The sequence below is a fragment of the Seminibacterium arietis genome (genome assembly GCF_042675725.1).
In the GTDB taxonomy this organism is placed as follows: domain Bacteria; phylum Pseudomonadota; class Gammaproteobacteria; order Enterobacterales; family Pasteurellaceae; genus Seminibacterium; species Seminibacterium arietis.
The window spans coordinates 18,410-34,892 of sequence record NZ_JBHTJN010000010.1 but is presented as its reverse complement, the minus strand read 5'-3'; the positions used below and the strand labels follow the sequence as shown (position 1 = coordinate 34,892).

19 protein-coding genes and 1 tRNA gene are annotated in these 16,483 nt (G+C 34.7%); 9 read left to right on the top strand and 11 right to left on the bottom strand.

What is annotated here, in order from left to right; all coding sequences use genetic code 11:
• Positions 1–50: 50 nt before the first annotated feature.
• Positions 51–1,538: a leucyl aminopeptidase gene (locus tag ACFQ02_RS05410; RefSeq protein ID WP_380820271.1), complete on the top strand. Its 1,488-nt coding sequence runs from the start codon at positions 51–53 to the stop codon at positions 1,536–1,538.
• Between the two features lie 83 nt (positions 1,539–1,621).
• Here the strand turns inward: ACFQ02_RS05410 and ACFQ02_RS05405 are convergent, their stop codons facing one another.
• The 3 genes from ACFQ02_RS05405 to ACFQ02_RS05395 all read right to left on the bottom strand — a co-directional run bounded on the left by ACFQ02_RS05405 (position 1,622) and on the right by ACFQ02_RS05395 (position 3,301).
• On the bottom strand, positions 1,622–2,053 hold the full coding sequence (locus ACFQ02_RS05405; protein ID WP_380820269.1) for a TOBE domain-containing protein: 432 nt from the start codon (positions 2,051–2,053) through the stop codon (positions 1,622–1,624).
• 229 nt (positions 2,054–2,282) lie between these two features.
• Complete coding sequence (gene recR / locus ACFQ02_RS05400; RefSeq protein ID WP_380820267.1) at positions 2,283–2,888, bottom strand: recombination mediator RecR; 606 nt, start codon at positions 2,886–2,888, stop codon at positions 2,283–2,285.
• 83 nt (positions 2,889–2,971) lie between these two features.
• On the bottom strand, positions 2,972–3,301 hold the full coding sequence (locus ACFQ02_RS05395; RefSeq protein WP_380820265.1) for a YbaB/EbfC family nucleoid-associated protein: 330 nt from the start codon (positions 3,299–3,301) through the stop codon (positions 2,972–2,974).
• Between the two features lie 127 nt (positions 3,302–3,428).
• Here ACFQ02_RS05395 and ACFQ02_RS05390 point away from each other — a divergent pair, with 127 nt between their 5' ends.
• The 3 genes from ACFQ02_RS05390 to ACFQ02_RS05380 all read left to right on the top strand — a co-directional run bounded on the left by ACFQ02_RS05390 (position 3,429) and on the right by ACFQ02_RS05380 (position 5,914).
• On the top strand, positions 3,429–5,303 hold the full coding sequence (locus ACFQ02_RS05390; RefSeq protein ID WP_380820263.1) for a DNA topoisomerase III: 1,875 nt from the start codon (positions 3,429–3,431) through the stop codon (positions 5,301–5,303).
• Between the two features lie 162 nt (positions 5,304–5,465).
• Positions 5,466–5,816, top strand: a complete 351-nt coding sequence (gene secG, locus ACFQ02_RS05385) for a preprotein translocase subunit SecG (RefSeq protein ID WP_380820261.1) — start codon at positions 5,466–5,468, stop codon at positions 5,814–5,816.
• Between the two features lie 12 nt (positions 5,817–5,828).
• Positions 5,829–5,914 (top strand) — tRNA-Leu (locus ACFQ02_RS05380).
• 177 nt (positions 5,915–6,091) lie between these two features.
• Here ACFQ02_RS05380 and uspE read toward each other — a convergent pair.
• Positions 6,092–7,018, bottom strand: a complete 927-nt coding sequence (uspE, locus tag ACFQ02_RS05375) for a universal stress protein UspE (RefSeq protein WP_380820259.1) — start codon at positions 7,016–7,018, stop codon at positions 6,092–6,094.
• Positions 7,019–7,179: 161 nt separating this feature from the next.
• On the bottom strand, positions 7,180–7,947 hold the full coding sequence (locus tag ACFQ02_RS05370; protein ID WP_380820257.1) for an FNR family transcription factor: 768 nt from the start codon (positions 7,945–7,947) through the stop codon (positions 7,180–7,182).
• Positions 7,948–8,071: 124 nt separating this feature from the next.
• Between ACFQ02_RS05370 and ACFQ02_RS05365 the strand changes: the two genes are divergently transcribed.
• On the top strand, positions 8,072–8,233 hold the full coding sequence (locus ACFQ02_RS05365) for a hypothetical protein (protein WP_380820255.1): 162 nt from the start codon (positions 8,072–8,074) through the stop codon (positions 8,231–8,233).
• A 38-nt stretch (positions 8,234–8,271) separates the two neighbouring features.
• Here ACFQ02_RS05365 and ftnA (ACFQ02_RS05360) read toward each other — a convergent pair whose 3' ends face one another.
• The 5 genes from ftnA (ACFQ02_RS05360) to ACFQ02_RS05340 form a co-directional block, all read right to left on the bottom strand.
• Positions 8,272–8,775: a non-heme ferritin gene (ftnA, locus tag ACFQ02_RS05360; RefSeq protein ID WP_380820251.1), complete on the bottom strand. Its 504-nt coding sequence runs from the start codon at positions 8,773–8,775 to the stop codon at positions 8,272–8,274.
• A 13-nt stretch (positions 8,776–8,788) separates the two neighbouring features.
• On the bottom strand, positions 8,789–9,274 hold the full coding sequence (gene ftnA, locus ACFQ02_RS05355) for a non-heme ferritin (RefSeq protein ID WP_380820248.1): 486 nt from the start codon (positions 9,272–9,274) through the stop codon (positions 8,789–8,791).
• 226 nt (positions 9,275–9,500) lie between these two features.
• Positions 9,501–9,890 carry a SufE family protein gene (locus ACFQ02_RS05350; protein ID WP_380820243.1) on the bottom strand — a complete coding sequence of 130 codons (390 nt, stop codon included), beginning with the start codon at positions 9,888–9,890 and terminating at the stop codon, positions 9,501–9,503.
• On the bottom strand, positions 9,887–11,089 hold the full coding sequence (locus tag ACFQ02_RS05345; RefSeq protein ID WP_380820360.1) for a cysteine desulfurase: 1,203 nt from the start codon (positions 11,087–11,089) through the stop codon (positions 9,887–9,889). Before ACFQ02_RS05345 ends, ACFQ02_RS05350 begins: the two co-directional genes overlap by 4 nt.
• Positions 11,079–11,591, bottom strand: a complete 513-nt coding sequence (locus tag ACFQ02_RS05340) for a thermonuclease family protein (RefSeq protein ID WP_380820241.1) — start codon at positions 11,589–11,591, stop codon at positions 11,079–11,081. Before ACFQ02_RS05340 ends, ACFQ02_RS05345 begins: the two co-directional genes overlap by 11 nt.
• Positions 11,592–11,703: 112 nt before the next feature.
• Between ACFQ02_RS05340 and ACFQ02_RS05335 the strand changes: the two genes are divergently transcribed.
• From ACFQ02_RS05335 to nhaA, 4 genes are all read left to right on the top strand, one after another.
• Positions 11,704–12,123 (top strand): CidA/LrgA family protein, encoded by a 420-nt coding sequence (locus ACFQ02_RS05335; protein WP_380820237.1) that lies wholly within the window; start codon positions 11,704–11,706, stop codon positions 12,121–12,123.
• Positions 12,120–12,806, top strand: coding sequence for a CidB/LrgB family autolysis modulator (locus ACFQ02_RS05330; protein ID WP_380820234.1), 687 nt, complete (start codon positions 12,120–12,122; stop codon positions 12,804–12,806). The genes ACFQ02_RS05335 and ACFQ02_RS05330 overlap by 4 nt, the downstream gene beginning before the upstream one ends.
• 7 nt (positions 12,807–12,813) lie before the next feature.
• Positions 12,814–14,163, top strand: a complete 1,350-nt coding sequence (locus tag ACFQ02_RS05325) for an anti-phage deoxyguanosine triphosphatase (RefSeq protein ID WP_380820232.1) — start codon at positions 12,814–12,816, stop codon at positions 14,161–14,163.
• Positions 14,164–14,296: 133 nt separating this feature from the next.
• Positions 14,297–15,490, top strand: a complete 1,194-nt coding sequence (gene nhaA / locus ACFQ02_RS05320) for a Na+/H+ antiporter NhaA (RefSeq protein ID WP_380820230.1) — start codon at positions 14,297–14,299, stop codon at positions 15,488–15,490.
• Positions 15,491–15,541: 51 nt separating this feature from the next.
• Here nhaA and birA read toward each other — a convergent pair whose 3' ends face one another.
• Entirely contained in the window at positions 15,542–16,471 is a 930-nt protein-coding gene (gene birA / locus ACFQ02_RS05315) for a bifunctional biotin--[acetyl-CoA-carboxylase] ligase/biotin operon repressor BirA (protein WP_380820227.1), read from the bottom strand.
• Between the last annotated feature and the right edge of the window lie 12 nt (positions 16,472–16,483).

The following is a 16,483-nucleotide window of genomic DNA, read 5'->3' as shown; positions in this document are numbered from 1 at the left end:
AATAACGTATTTTTAAAATTAACGCAGTAATTTAAATATAAGGATAAAAAATGAAATATTCTCTTAGTAACGTGGCTATTACTCAAGTACAACAAGATATTGTAATAACGGTTTTTGAAGATAGTGAATTTTCTGCTAATGCAAGAGCGTTGGATCAACTTTCACAAAACTATTTGACTCAATTAGTTAACGCTAAAGAAATTTCTGGTAAGCAAGGCGAAGTGGCTATTTTGCGTGATTTACCAAATATTCAAGCTAAACGAGTATTTTTAGTTGGATGTGGCAAAAAAAATGAACTAAATGAACGCCAATTTAAGCAGATTGTTAGCAAGTTGATCACTGTTGTCAATGAAACTCAAAGTGCTCACGTTGTAATAGATACGACTGAAATTGCGTTGAGAAACCGTGATTTCTATTGGCACTTACGCTTTGCAGTAGAAACTATTGAGGAATGTGGTTATCTTTTTGAACAATTTAAAAGCAAAAAAACTGAAAAAAACACCGCACTTAAAGAAGTGAGTTTTTACATCGGACAAGCTCAGCGTGATTTAGCTAATCAAGCGATTCAACAAGCTGTAGCTATTGCAAATGGAGTAAAAATAGCAAAAGATCTTAGTAATATGCCAGCCAACGTGTGCAATCCTAATTATTTAGCGGAACAAGCAAAAAAATTAGCAGAAACGTCTCCTTTGTTGCAATTTGCTTCAATTGATGAAGAGCAAATGGCAGAATTAGGTATGAATTCATATTTAGCGGTATCACAAGGTAGTCGTAATGAAGCAAAAATGTCAATATTGACTTATAAAAATCACCCTAATCCAAATGCTAAACCCATTGTTTTAGTAGGCAAAGGATTAACTTTTGATGCAGGTGGTATTTCATTAAAGCCAGCGGAAGGTATGGATGAAATGAAATATGATATGTGTGGAGCAGCTTCTGTTTTTGGTGTAATGAATGCGTTAACGCAGTTGGAATTACCGCTTAATGTAATTGGTGTATTAGCTGGTTGTGAAAATTTACCTGGAGGTAATGCTTATCGACCAGGTGATATTCTTACAACTATGGCTGGATTGACCGTTGAGGTACTGAATACTGATGCGGAAGGACGTTTAGTATTATGTGATGCGTTAACTTACGTTGAACGTTTCAAGCCTGAATTAGTAATTGATATTGCAACATTAACAGGAGCTTGTGTAGTTGCTTTAGGGGCCCACCACTCAGGGTTAATGTCAACGGATGATGATTTAGCAAAAGATTTGCTTGAGGCAGCTGAACAAGCTCACGACAAAGCGTGGCATTTACCGCTAGGAGAGGAATACCAAGAACAATTAAAATCAAATTTTGCCGATCTCGCTAATATCGGTGGGCGTTGGGGGGGTGCAATTACTGCTGGAGCATTTTTATCTAACTTCACTAAGAAATATCGCTGGGCTCATTTAGATATTGCAGGAACAGCATGGTTGCAAGGTGAAAATAAAGGTGCGACAGGTCGTCCTGTGCGGTTATTAATGCAATTTTTGCTTAATCAAATAAAATAATTTCTCATGAAAGAGCGGTCGAAACTTTCAAAATTTCCACCGCTCTTTTAATTAAATAGAAAAAAGTAACATTTTTACTATGCTTAATGAGCTTTTTTTGCTCCAATAATTACTGATGATGCCTTAATCATCGCAGTTACTTTCGTCCCTACCTGCAATGCTAAGCTTTTTAAACTTGCCTCAGTAATAATGGCTGCAATTTCTACATTTCCTTGTGTTTTAACAATAACTTCAGCATTTACTGCACCTTCTATAATTTGTACTACTTCACCTTGTAATTGGTTTCGAGAAGATAAAATCAGATCGGTATCTGTAGTCAAAATCACTGATGGAGCTTTAAAAATTGCGAATACGGATTTACCAATAGCTAATTCTAGGTTTTGAGTGCTTTCTGATGTAATTACGGAATATAAAGTTTGACTATCTCCTAAAAGTAGTTCGATTACATCGTTAGACACGCCTTTTTTAATGGATTTTACCGTTGCAGAAAGTTGGTTTCTTGCACTAATTGTCATAATATCTTCCTCATTTAGTTGGACGTTGAAACAAAATCTTATGGAGATAACGAAAAATGTATAAAATTATCATGAAAATAAGATTATTCTCTTGATCGTTATATTAAAAATAATATAATGGTATCACGTATTTAATAAAATACCTAATTTTGAAGACCAGTACATCTTATAATCTTACCCCCAAGATTTTTAGTACTGGTCGTTTTTTATGATCATTAGCTGTGAAGATTTAGTAATGAATTTCTCTACGACCTAGAAAAGAATGGGTCAGTGTTGTACCGTCGACCATTTCTAGTTCGCCACCAACAGGAATTCCATGTGCGATACGGCTGACTTTGATGCCTTGTTCGACACAAAGTTCAGCGATGTAATTGGCAGTAGCATCGCCCTCAACAGTAGGATTCGTAGCTAGAATTACTTCTGTAAATTTTTCGTTTTGCAATCTTTTATGTAACAAGTCTAAGCCAATTTCTTTTGGACCTATACCATCTAAAGGGGATAAATGCCCCATTAGTACAAAATAACGTCCTGAAAATTGTCCTGTTTGTTCGATTGCTTGAATATCAGAAGGTTGTTCGACAACACATAATAGTCCAGAGGATTGACGTCTTGGATTATTACAAATATTACATGAATCTTCTTCAGTGAAGGTGCGACAATGTTGACAATGACCTATTTGTGACATTGCGGCTGTTAGCGAGCGAGCAAGTTCCATTCCGCCACTGCGATTTCGTTGCAAAAGATGATATGCCATACGTTGTGCTGATTTAGGACCAACACCAGGCAAACAACGAAGTGATTCAATTAAATTTTCTAAAAGGGGGCTACTTTGCATAATTTTTTAAGTAAAAATCAACCGCACTTTCAAATTAGTATGGCTTCAATTTAAGTGCGGTACGAAATTTGCAATATCAGTGATTAAAAAGGCATTTTAAAGCCTGGTGGTAAAGACATGCCTGCAGTGACAGAAGCCATTTTTTCTTTCTGCAATTCTTCTGCACGGCGTATTGCATCATTAAATGCCGCAGCAATTAAGTCTTCTAGCATTTCTTTATCGTCTTCCATTAAAGTAGGATCAATTTCAACACGGCGACAATTATGCCCCCCATTAATAGTGACTTTAACTAGACCTGCACCCGCTTCTCCACAAACTTCTAACTGTGCGATTTCTTCTTGCATTTTTTGCATCCGATCTTGCATTTGTTGAGCTTGTTTCATTAAATTACCTAATCCGCCTTTTCCAAACATAATTTTTTCCATTGTTGACTAATCAAAAAACTTCCGCATTTTAGCGAAAAATTAATAAATTTGGAATACATAAATTTGTGATAAAATTAGCGATTTTAAGATGAGATGAAATAATACGATTAGAGTTATGCGATTATTTGTAGCGGAAAAACCTAGCCTTGCTAGAGCAATTGCAGAAGTATTACCTAAGCCCCACAAACGAGAAGATGGTTTTATCAAATGTGGTGCGAATGATTATGTTACTTGGTGCGTTGGTCATTTATTAGAACAAGCTACACCAGAGGTTTATGACCCTAAATTTAAAAATTGGCGACTAGAACATTTACCAATTATTCCTCAAAAATGGCAATTAATTCCACGAAAAGAGGTAAAAAAGCAGTTAGATATTGTTGAGCGGTTAATTCATCAAGCAGATGAGTTAATTAATGCGGGTGACCCAGATCGAGAAGGACAGCTTTTAGTTGATGAAGTATTTAATTACGTGGGATTGAATACAGAGCAGAAAGCTCGAATTTTACGTTGCTTGATTAGTGATTTGAATCCAACTGCGGTAGAAAAAGCGATAAATAAATTACAACTTAATAATAATTTTATTCCTCTAGCGACATCAGCTTTAGCTCGAGCTAGAGCTGATTGGCTTTACGGCATAAACATGACAAGAGCTTACACTATTCGAGGGAAGCAAGCAGGCTATCAAGGCGTACTTTCTGTAGGGCGTGTGCAAACACCTGTTTTAGGGCTGGTTGTTCGGCGAGATTTAGAAATCGAAAATTTTCAATCAAAAGATTTTTTTGAAGTGTTAGCGTTTGTTCGAACAGAAGACAATCCACCACAAAAATTCACCGCACTTTGGAAACCAAGTAAAGCTTGTGAAGACTATCAAGATGAGGATGGGCGAGTGCTATCGAAGGCACTTGCTGAAAGCGTAGTAAAACGCATTACCCAAAAACATGCAAAAGTGACAGAATATAGCGATAAGAGAGAAAAAGAAACCGCACCATTACCTTATTCTTTGTCAGCATTGCAAATTGATGCGGCAAAGCGTTATGGCTTGTCGGCTAAAGAGGTGCTAGATTGTTGCCAAAGACTCTATGAAACACATAGATTAATTACTTATCCCCGTTCTGATTGTCGATATTTGCCTCAAGACCATTTTGCCGATCGTCATAATGTGTTAAAAGCAATTACAATACAGCTTGAAGAGTATGCTAATCTTCCTCAAATTGTTAATTCTGAACAAATGAATAGGGCATGGAATGATAAGAAAGTAGAAGCTCATCATGGGATTATTCCAACAGCAAAAACAACACGTACTGAGTTAACAGTAAGAGAACAACATATTTATGCGTTAATTGCTCGACAATATTTGATGCAATTTTGTCCTGATGCAGAATATCGTAAAAGTAAAATTACTTTAGATATTGCGAGAGGTACTTTTATCGCTCAAGCTCGAAATTTACAGATTGCAGGCTGGAAGCAATTACTAGGTAAAGAGGATGAGCACGAACAGTTAGAATCACCCTTACCTGTTGTGGAAAAAGGGCAGATTTTGTATTGTGAAAAAGGCGAAATAATGACTAAAAAAACACAACCACCCAAGCACTTTACTGATGCAACATTATTATCTGCAATGACAGGTATTGCTCGTTTTGTGAAGGATAAAAAATTAAAAGAGATTTTACGAGACACAGATGGGATAGGCACAGAAGCGACTAGAGCGGGAATCATTGAGTTATTATTTAAGCGTGGTTTTTTGTCCAAAAAAGGAAAAAATATTCATAGTACAGAAGCTGGACGGATTCTTATTCAGGCATTGCCTAAAATTGCTACTTTACCTGATATGACAGCTCACTGGGAAGCTCAATTAGATCGCATCAGCCGAAAACAGGCTAATTATCAATCTTTTATGGCGATGTTAACTGCGATGTTGCCTGATTTGATCGAGCATGTTGATTTTGCTACATTGCGTAAATTAACTTCAATTACAACATCGGTAAAATAAAAGGATAATTAAAGTGCGGTAGTAAAAATACAAGTTTGGTTGTTTAAAATTAAAACAACTAGAGTTGAGCTATCAAAAATTACTTGCTTATATAACAGAGTTTCGATAATATCCGCAATCTAGTTTGAAGTTGTTTGTATAAAAAGAAGAGAACAGAAAATAATGTATCAAGCACTATTAATTATTTATTTATTAGTATCTATTGCACTTATTATATTTATTTTACTTCAACAAGGAAAAGGTGCAAATGCTGGAGCTTCATTTGGCGGTGGTGCGTCTGGTACAATATTTGGTTCAGCTGGTGCCAGTAACTTCTTATCTAAAATGACAGCTATCTTAGCTACGATATTTTTTCTAATCAGTTTAACGATTGGTAACATTAATTCGCATAGTAATAATACTCAAAAAAGTGCATTTGATGATTTATCTCATGTAGCTGAAAAAATTGAACAGCAAAAAGAGTCTAAAGTTGCTCCAGCGGTTGAACAAAAAAATACAGATATTCCGCAATAAAATTTATTTCTTGCTCTGATGGTGGAATTGGTAGACACGCTATCTTGAGGGGGTAGTGTCCGTAGGACGTGCGAGTTCAAGTCTCGCTCAGAGCACCAAATTAAAAGGTTATGAAAAAAGTTCTTGATAATAGTATATTCAAGAACTTTTTTTTATATTTTTTCTCCGCAAGTTAAATTTAGTCTAATAATGATGTCTTCGATATTTTCAAAATGAGAATTTGATACCAAAAAAGAAGAGTAGTTAGCAACTACTCCTCTTGAGGTATTTTTACTTTAAGATTTTTGACTTGGCTTAATTGCAAGTAGGTTACAATTTAATTTACTGATAACGTGTTCTGCAGTGTTTCCTAAAAAAGCAGCTGATAAACCTGTGCGACCAATAGTACCTAAAACTACCATTTCAGCACCAATTTCTTCAGCGACTTTTGGAATAACTTCTTCTGGGAACCCTTCAAGAACATGAGTATGATCTTCATCAATACCGAATTTTTGACGCAAAGCTTTCATGTTAATCAGATATTGACTACGAATACTATCATCGTATTCTGTTGTATTAAATTCTGGCAAATCAATCGCCATATTAATTGGCGTTGGCGGATAAGCAGTAACAAGATGAACATTGCCTCGTTCTAAAATATCAGCTAAATCAATACCCAAGGTGACAAGTTCATCATTAAATATACAATGATTATCTTCTTCATCTGCTACATTAACAGCAATGAGAATTCGTCGTTGGTGTTTCCAATCGCCGTCTTTTACGATCATAATTGGTGCAGTACATTTACGCAGTAATTGCCAATCCATTGGAGTAAAAATAAGAGATGTTAAGCTCTCTTGCTCTTGAGTATATTTCACAACCAAATTATAGTGATTTTGCTCAACTTCTTTACTGATGGCTTCAGCTTCATTACTATTCCAAACTACAATAGAATCAAAATCAATATTAGGATCAGCGTACTTTTCAAGGTAAGGAACAATGGCTTTTTGGCGTTGCTCAATAACGCCTTTGTGCATATTTTCTCGTTCTTCAGAAGAAAGCAAAGCAGACATTTCATAAGAAAGGTCATAAACCGCCATAAAGGTAGTAATTTTTACTTTAGTTTCGCTTTTCTGTTCTTTTACTAAACGGACAGCTCTAGCGAGAGCGTATTGTTTTTCATTCTCTGGATTGAGAACAACAAGAATATTATTAAACTTCATAAAAGCTCCGTAGTCTTATGTCAGCAGTTAATAGCATAGAAAAGATTTGTTGAAATGACAAGTATGAGTTAATAAAAACGTGAACTTAGTAGAATTTTTAGTAATACAAAAGTAATTTTCCGCACTTTCACTAAGTGCGGAAGAGAATATGATGCATTTATTTAGTCTTGTTTTGATTTTGTGCTACCAGCGAGTTCAGCTAGTTCAGGAATATTGTTGATAGTAATATATTTTCCTTGCACAGTAAGCAGTCCAATTTTTTGAAAACGCCCCAGTAGACGGCTGATAGTTTCAACAGTTAAGCCTAAATAGTTACCTATATCACCTCTCGTCATGGTTAAACGAAATTCACGAGCTGAAAATCCTCGAGCAGAATAACGACATGATAAATTATGGATAAAAGCAGCAAGACGTTCTTCTGCATTCATTTTTGACAGCAATAGAATCATTTCTTGATCGCTTTTAATTTCACTACTCATTAGACGCATTATTTGTAGACGTAGTTTTGGCATTTTCCCAGACAAATCATCTAAGACATCAAAAGGTATTTCACACACCATTGACGTTTCTAGTGCTTGTGCAAAACTAGGATGACACATATTATTAATAGCATCGAAACCTACTAAATCACCAGGTAGATGAAAAGAAGTAATTTGCTCTTCCCCTGTTTCACTAATAGTATAAGATTTAATTGTTCCTGATCTAATAGCATAAAGAGAAGTTAATTCGTCACCAGCTTTAAATAGAACTTGAGATTTTTGTATTGGTTTTTTGCGTTCAATGATATTATCAAGCTGATCTAACTCATGTTCGTTTAATGTAAAAGGAATGCAAAGCTGGCTAATACTACAATCTTGACAATGGATAGCACAGCCACCAGATTGAATACGTCGCCCGATTTTGGTATCGCCTCTTGATAAAATTTCCATTTAATCCTCAAAATTCAAATAGAGAAAATAGCATGTAAAATTGATCTAACTCAATAAATGATAACATTAAATAGTAAACTTAAGAAGTTTTTAATCATTAAAAAAGACAAAAGAGTAACATAATATGGCGACAGAAAAGCTGACTAAAAAGCGTTTAATTCAAATTATTATTACACTTTGTATATTGGTAGCCGCTTTTATTAGTCGTAGCTGTCATGATGAACCTGATCGCCACCAACATACTGTTTTTACTGAAATTGATAAAAAACAAACAGTAAAAATTTAGACTAAAGCTGGCATGTGTGACTCATACCTGCTTTATAGCTATTTAGTATTAGTAGTTGCTAATGTAGCTAACTCTTTGTCTACCAAGAATAAACCTTTACCATCATCACCAAGAAGATTTAATTTGTCTAAAATACTGCTAAATAATTTTTCTTCTTCATGCTGTTCAGCAACATACCATTGTAAGAAATTGAAAGCAGAATAATCTTTTTCTTCAAAAGTTTTACCAACTAATTCATTAATTTTTGCAGTAATTAATTTTTCGTGTTGGTAAGTTTGCTCCATAACGTCTTTTAAAGAATTAAATTCACAAGGCGGTTCATTAATAGCCTCAATTGTAGCCAATGCACCTGTTTCATTTAGATAAGTGAACAAGTTACGCATATGTTGCATTTCTTCGGCAGCATGAGCAGATAAAAATTGAGCAGCTCCATTAAAGCCTTTTTGTTCACACCATGCACTCATTTGTAAATACAAGTTTGATGAATAAAACTCTAAATTCATTTGATCATTTAGAAGTTTGATCACATTTGATGATAACATATTGATTCCCCTCTTATAATGTTGCTAAATCACGGTCAACGTAATAAAGTGCAGCTCCGCTTTCACCTACCACAGCAAATTTATCAATAATACTGTTAAATAGGGTTTCCTCTTCATGTTGCTCAGCAACATACCATTGTAAAAAATTGAACGTAGAATAGTCTTTATGAGCAAAAGTTACTTCTACTAGTTCATTGATTTTTGAAGTGACAAATTTTTCATGTTCCAGCGTAATTTCAAATACTTCTTTGAGCGATTTAAATTGTTGTTTTGGTGCCTCAATTCTGCCTAATTTAGGCATGCTACCTGTTTCATTTACGTAATCAAATAACTTTTGCATGTGTTGCATTTCTTCATCAGCATGACGTAATAAAAATGCAGCAGCACCAGCAAAACCTTTTTGTTCACACCAAGAACTCATTTGTAAATAAACATTGGAAGAATAAAATTCCAAATTAATTTGTTCATTTAATTTGTCGATAATTGCTTTGTTCAACATGGCGTAATCCTCTCTATAAGTGGACGAATAAAATTGAATACAGTTTAACCGCACTTTGAACTTTATGCAAGTATAAATGTTTATAACTTATTAATTTTAAAGGTTATTTTAAATAATAATTGTTATTGTTAAAGAATTATAGATAATAATAATTCGTAATAAAATTTGCTCTAAAACTATCTATAGTGATATGAATGATACACGTTGTAAACGATAGCGGTATGAGTTAATGCTGTTTTTTTACTAAATTTTGAATGATTGTTTCAATTTGTTTTAAACCATTTAAGCGAGTTGTACTTAGCCGTTGAGTAATACCTAAATCAGAAAAATAATGAATTAAGTTAAAATTTGCCAGTTGTTGAGCAGTTTTTCCATTGATTTCTTGTAATAAGATCCAAAGCAAGCCGTTAATGATACGTGCTTCGCTGTACGCTTGAAAGAGAAAAACACCGCTATCTTGTTGATTAAAACCAAACCAAAGTTTTGCCTCACAGCCTGAAATAGAGTGCATTTGATTTAAATCTTGTTCTGTTGGTCGTGGTAATTGTTTACTAAATTGAATAATTAAGCGATAACGCTCCTCCCAATGAGAAGCCGATGCTAGTTTTTTTATCATTCTATCTCCAATAAGCTAAGAGCTTTATCAAGTGCAGTAAAAAAATTGTCAATATCTTGTTGGTTATTGTAAGGTGCGAGAGAAATGCGTAGTGTTCCTTGTAAATTTAGGTGATTGATGTAAGGTTCAGCACAGTGTTTACCGACTCGTATTGCGATATTTTGTTCAGCCAATAATGTAGCTAAATCGCTGTTTTCGATATGTTCAAAAACAAAACTTAATATTGAGCTTTGAGGCGAGCTAAAAATGCGACAAAGAGCGTAATTTTGTAATCGAGTGACAATTTGTTTTGCCAATGATTGCGTATATTTCTCCATTGCAATTTGATCCCATTGACGAAACCATGTTAGCACAGCACAAAAAACAATCACAGCAGCTGTATTCGGCGTACCAGCTTCGAGACGGTAAGGTAACTTACTGAAGCGGCTAGTTGAATTTGATACTTGTTCAACCATTTTCCCACCAAACATTAATGGTTGAAGCTGTTCAAGTGCAGTGAGTTTTCCACTTAGTACTCCTAATCCAGTAGGACCATAGAACTTATGTGCGGAAAAACTGATGAAATCAATGTCTGCTGTTTGCAGATCAATAGGAAAATGACAAATTGCTTGAGCTGCATCAACTAGCACAAGTGCGGTGCTTTTTTGACGAATTAACGGAATCAGTGAAGCGATAGATTGCTTTGTCCCTGTTATATTAGAAACCCAATTCAAAGCAACGAGTTTAGTCCGAGAGTTTAGCACTTGAGCTAATGCTTGCTCATCAATCATTCCATCTTTTTCGACTGGTAGAATTACTAATTTTGCACCGCTCTTTTTAGCTAGTTGCTGCCAAGGTACAAAGTTTGCATGGTGTTCTGCTGTAGTGATAATAATCTCATCTTGTGGACAAAATTGATGCAGTAAACCGTTAGCAACTAAATTGATCCCATGAGTACAGCCTGAAGTCCAAATGACAGCATTTTCACTTTCAGCATGAATTAATTCTTTCACTTGAGTTCGAGCCTGCTCGTAAAGTGCGGTCTGTTTTTCTTCATATTGACTGCGATGTACTGATCCACCAAGCAGATAAAAATCTGTGGTAGCATCAATTAACACTTGTGGTTTTAGCGTCGTCGCTGCACTATCTAAATAAACAGCCGTATTTTCTTGCTGAAAATACGGGAATTGTTGTCGGAATTTGACGTTATCAAAGGGCATAGTATTGATTTTCATGTAGTAACCTTTGCTGCTTACGCCACTGTTCTGGTGGAATAGGATTTTTATCTTGCCAAAGTCCAACTTCTTTTCGTTTAGCGTTTTGTTGAGCTTGAATATAAACAGGATTTCTAACGTATTTTTTGTAAGCCCATGCCATACCAGATTGTACCATTTTTAAGTTTATATTCTCATCATTTTGATCATAAACAGTGGCTAACGTACGCTGATAGCGATCATAGCCAAAAATGACAAGCTTCACTTTCTTTTTATGAATATATCGTGCTAATGCTTGCTTTGATTTTTTACCGAAAGGTTGTTTTTTTTCAGGTGCATCAATTTCTGCTAATCGAATTTTAATTTGTTTATTATTTTCTAATAAACAAGTAAATGTATCGCCATCAGTAATGCTAACTGCTAGACAAGTTATACTGCGACTTGTAGCTTGAGCAGGAAGCGTAACAAGTAATAACAGTAAAATAAAAGAGATATATTTTTTCAACATTTTTATAAAGAATTATTACCAAAACACGATTATTTTAGCAAAAATTAGCTCATAAATAAAAAAATGAGAGTAAAATTATTTTGTATTTTTTATCATAAAAATTGAATTCATCATGAAACAACGGATTTTTCAGTTATTACACTCTTTTATTATACTTTACGTGATGCTGTATTTAGGTAGTTGGATTGCACATTTCATTCCTTTGGGAATACCAGATAGTATTTGGGGGCTATTTCTATTATTTTTTGGATTAGTCACAAAAGTAATTAAGCCTCATTGGGTATTTTCTGGGGCAACTTTATTACTGAAATACATGGCGGTATTATTTGTCCCTGTCAGTGTAGGTATAATCAAATACCAAGACTTATTAATAGCTAAAGCAAATATTTTATTAATTCCGAACGTTATTAGTACCTGTATTACTCTAATTTTTATTGGTTTAATGGCAGATAGGTTGTTTTTTCGATCCTCTTTTAGTGGACTACGTAAAAAAATATTAAAAAAACGAGCAAAAATTGAGAGAGTACTATGATTTATTGTTATTCTTTGCTTACACTTGTTGCATTTTGGGTCGCATTGCAAATTAGTAAACGATGGAAATCTATTGTTTTTAACACTTTTATTTTGACCGTATTGATATTAGTTGTATTTTTATCTATCAGTGGAATTCCTTATGATGATTATATGAAAGGTAATTCGTTACTGAATAATTTGCTTGGTGTGAGTGTGGTAGCATTGGCTCTGCCTTTATATGAGCAATTACGTCAAATTATCCCACAATGGAAAATTATTTTATCGGTGACATTAGTGGCATCGTTATTATCGATGACTACAGGAGCGATATTAGCTTGGTTATTAGGTGCAACACCTGAAATGCTTGTTACAGTTTTACCTAAATCAGTCACTACGCCGATCGCAATGTCTATAGCAGAAAATATGGGGGGAATACCCGCAATTACTGCGGTTAGTGTAGTTATTGCTGGATTACAGGGTTCTATATTTGGCTACTTAATCTTAAAAAAAATAAAATTAAAACACTCTCAAGCAATTGGATTATCTATAGGGGCTGTCTCTCACGTGTTGGGTACAGTGTCATGCATGGAAGTAGATCAGAAAGCTGGCAGTTATAGTTCGATTTCTCTAGTATTATGCGGTATCATCAGTTCAGTTTTTGCACCTTTGGTATTTAAAATGATTTATCTTCTAGTGACGTGAGGACAATATGAAAAATCAGATCAATCCTGCTTGGTATATGCGTTTTATTGAAGATTCACCACGAGAAAAAGATCATAGACCTCCTTTTTGTCGAGATCGTGGACGAATCTTACATAGTGCAGCCTTTCGTTGTTTACAAGCAAAAACGCAAATTCATGCTGTAGGTGAAAATGATTTTTATCGTACTCGGTTAACCCATTCTTTGGAGACCGCTCAAATTGGTAGTAGTTTAGTTTCACAACTTAAATTTAGCGAGGCATTTGCTACGCTCTCTTATCAACTGGGAATGGATATTTTACCGTTACAAAAAAATTTAAAGCCGTTGTTGCCAACTAATGAACTTATCGAAAGCCTATGTTTTGCTCATGATATTGGGCACCCACCTTTTGGTCACGGGGGAGAAGTTGCATTAAACTATATGATGCATGCTCATGGCGGTTTTGAAGGCAATGCTCAAACTTTTCGATTACTGACAAAATTAGAGCCTTATACTGAAAAAGCGGGGATGAATTTAACTCGTCGTACTTTATTAGGCATTGTAAAATATCCAGCCATTTTAGATCTTTCCTCTCCACAATACCAATATATTGAATTAGAAAAGGATCAATCTCGTTATGTTAAAATTGCTGATTGGAAACCAGGTAAAGGCTTATTCCGCGATGATCAAGGCATGTTCAATTGGCTACTAGAACCGCTATCAGAAACAGACCGTTGTTTATTTACGCAATTTAAGCAACAAAGAGAGAGTTCAACAGACACATTAAAAACGCTTTATAAATCATTAGATTGTAGCATTATGGAATTAGCAGATGATATTGCTTATGGCGTGCATGATTTAGAAGATGCAGTAGTTGTTGGTGTTGTCAATCGACATCAATGGCAGGAAGCTGTTGAAAAATTAAAAAATTGTCAATCAGATTGGATTAGACGGAATGCAGAAGATCTCACCGATAAACTTTTTTCTGATAAACATTACAAACGTAAAAATGCAGTGGGAGCATTAGTCAACTTTTTCATCACTCATGTGCGGTGGAAAATACTAGAGAATTTCACCGATCCTTTATTGAGATATAACGCTGAACTACCAGAAGAAGTAATTGAGGTACTTGATATTTTCAAAAAATTCGTATGGAAATATGTGATTAAAAATGTACAAACACAGCGAATTGAATACAAAGGACAACGAATTTTAACTGAAATGTTTAGCATATTTGAAAGTGATCCAGAGCGTCTATTACCTAATAATACAGCATTACGTTGGAAAAATGCGACAGAAAGAGACAAAAAAAGAGTTATTTGTGATTATATCGCAGGTATGTCTGATGCACATGCAATAAAAGTTTATCATCAATTATAAATTTCAAGAAAGTGCGGTTAAATTTATTGAAAATAAAATACATTTTAAATAAACGTTAAATTTTTATTTATATTGACATGAAAGTAAATTTTGTGTAAAAAATTTTATATTTTAATTTTAAACAGGAAAGAAAATGATACAGCAAATACGTTATTTTATGAAGTTAGAGGCTACAGGCGGCATTGTTTTGTTATTCTTTGCCGCTTTTGCAGTTCTTTGGGCAAACACCCCTTTTAGTCAGCTTTATTTTGATTTTCTTGATGCTCCTGTGATTGTTAAACTAGGCTCATTAGTAGAAATAAATAAGCCATTGTTAATGTGGGTGAATGATGGTTTTATGGCGATTTTTTTTGTACTAGTGGGGCTTGAAGTAAAACGAGAATTATTGGTAGGGGCGATTTCTAGCTATCAACGAGCAATTTTTCCTGCAATTGGGGCATTAGGTGGAATGATTGTACCTGCATTGATCTATTGGTTTATCAATCAGTCCTCTCCCTATCAAGAAGGATGGGCAATCCCTATGGCAACTGATATAGCCTTTGCTTTAGGTGTATTAGGATTATTAGGTAGTCGGATACCTTTTGCATTAAAAATATTTTTATTAGCATTAGCCATTATTGATGACTTAGGGGCAATTATTGTTATTGCAGTCTTTTTCTCTAATGAATTAAGTCCAGAAGCACTAGTGCTGGCGGCAACCGCAATTATAGGATTAGTATTATTAAATCGATTTAATGTAAGTAGCTTAACCGCCTATAGCATATTGGGCTTAATTTTATGGGTTTCTGTCTTAAAATCGGGCGTTCATGCAACATTGGCAGGAGTAATTATTGGTTTTTGTGTGCCATTAAAAAGCAAAGATGGCAGAGAGCCATTACATGACATGGAACATGTTCTAGCACCTTGGTGTTCTTTTATGATACTACCGTTATTTGCTTTCTGTAATGCAGGAGTATCGCTGTCAAATATTGGTTGGAATGCTTTAACATCACCATTGACTTTAGGCGTGACCTTGGGGCTATTGATTGGCAAACCGCTTGGCGTTTTCCTATTCAGTTATATCGCAGTGAAATTAAAAATTGCAAAATTATCGGAAGGTATTAATTTCAAACAAATTTTTGCTATTGCAGTGTTATGTGGAATCGGCTTTACTATGTCAATGTTTTTAGCTGGATTAGCTTTTGCAGATCAAAGTAACAGTGAATTAACGGCTTTTGCTCGTCTTGGCATTTTAATTGGGTCAGGCTTATCTGCGATTGCTGGTTATATTTTATTGCGAATTTTCACTCCAGCAAAAGAAAAAAACAAACTACAAACATCAAATTAAAAAAGTGCGGTAACAAGATCGGATTTTTCTCCGATCTTGTTATTCAACCTCTTACTGTTTCCGTAAAGAAACTTCTCCAGCATTGAACGATAATAATCCATTTTTTGTAGAAACTAATAAAAATCCATTATTATCAACGCCTTGTGAAATTCCTTGAATTTCAGACTTTTCGCTGATCACTTTAATTGGCTGCTCTAAAAAGGCATCAAGTTCAATCCATTTTTGACGAAAAAAACTAAATCCATTTTGTTCAAAAAGAGGCAACGTTTGGTATAAATTATTCATAATTTCAATAATTAACTGATTACGATCAAGTTGAGGCAACACTTCAATCAATTCAGCCCAAGGTTGATCTATTTGTTGTTTTGAACCAATTGAAAGATTAATCCCAAAACCGATGATAACGTTAAGTAATCCATTATGTTGATGTGCAAGTTCAATTAGAATGCCTCCAAGTTTACGTCCATCGAGTAGCAAATCATTTGGCCATTTTAACCGCACTTTATTATTAGTCACATGATTCAACGCTTCAGCAATAGCAATACCAACAACAGAACTTAGACCGTTAATTAATATGTTTGGAGCAAAATTCCAATAAACACTAAGCATAATTTGCCCTGCAAAAGGTGAAAACCATTGTCGTCCACGTCGACCACGCCCAGCAGTTTGATACTCTGCGATGCAAAAATCACCTTTTTTTAGCTGATTTAGATTCCTAAATAAAAAGGCGTTAGTTGAATCAACCACTGACTTAATAAAGATATGTTTAGTTGAAAGTGCGGTAGAAATTCTTTGAAAATCAAGTAAATCCAATTGAGGTTGTAAGTGAACGCCAATAGTATCAACTTTAATATTTAGCCCTAATTTTTGCAGAGCAATAATTGATTGTTCAATTTGCTGCGGCGTTTTGGTTAAAAGTGCGGTTAAATTTGGCATAGAATGAGGCTTGCAATCAGCAAGTATATTTAATAAGTTTTCCATTTTATTTCTCGA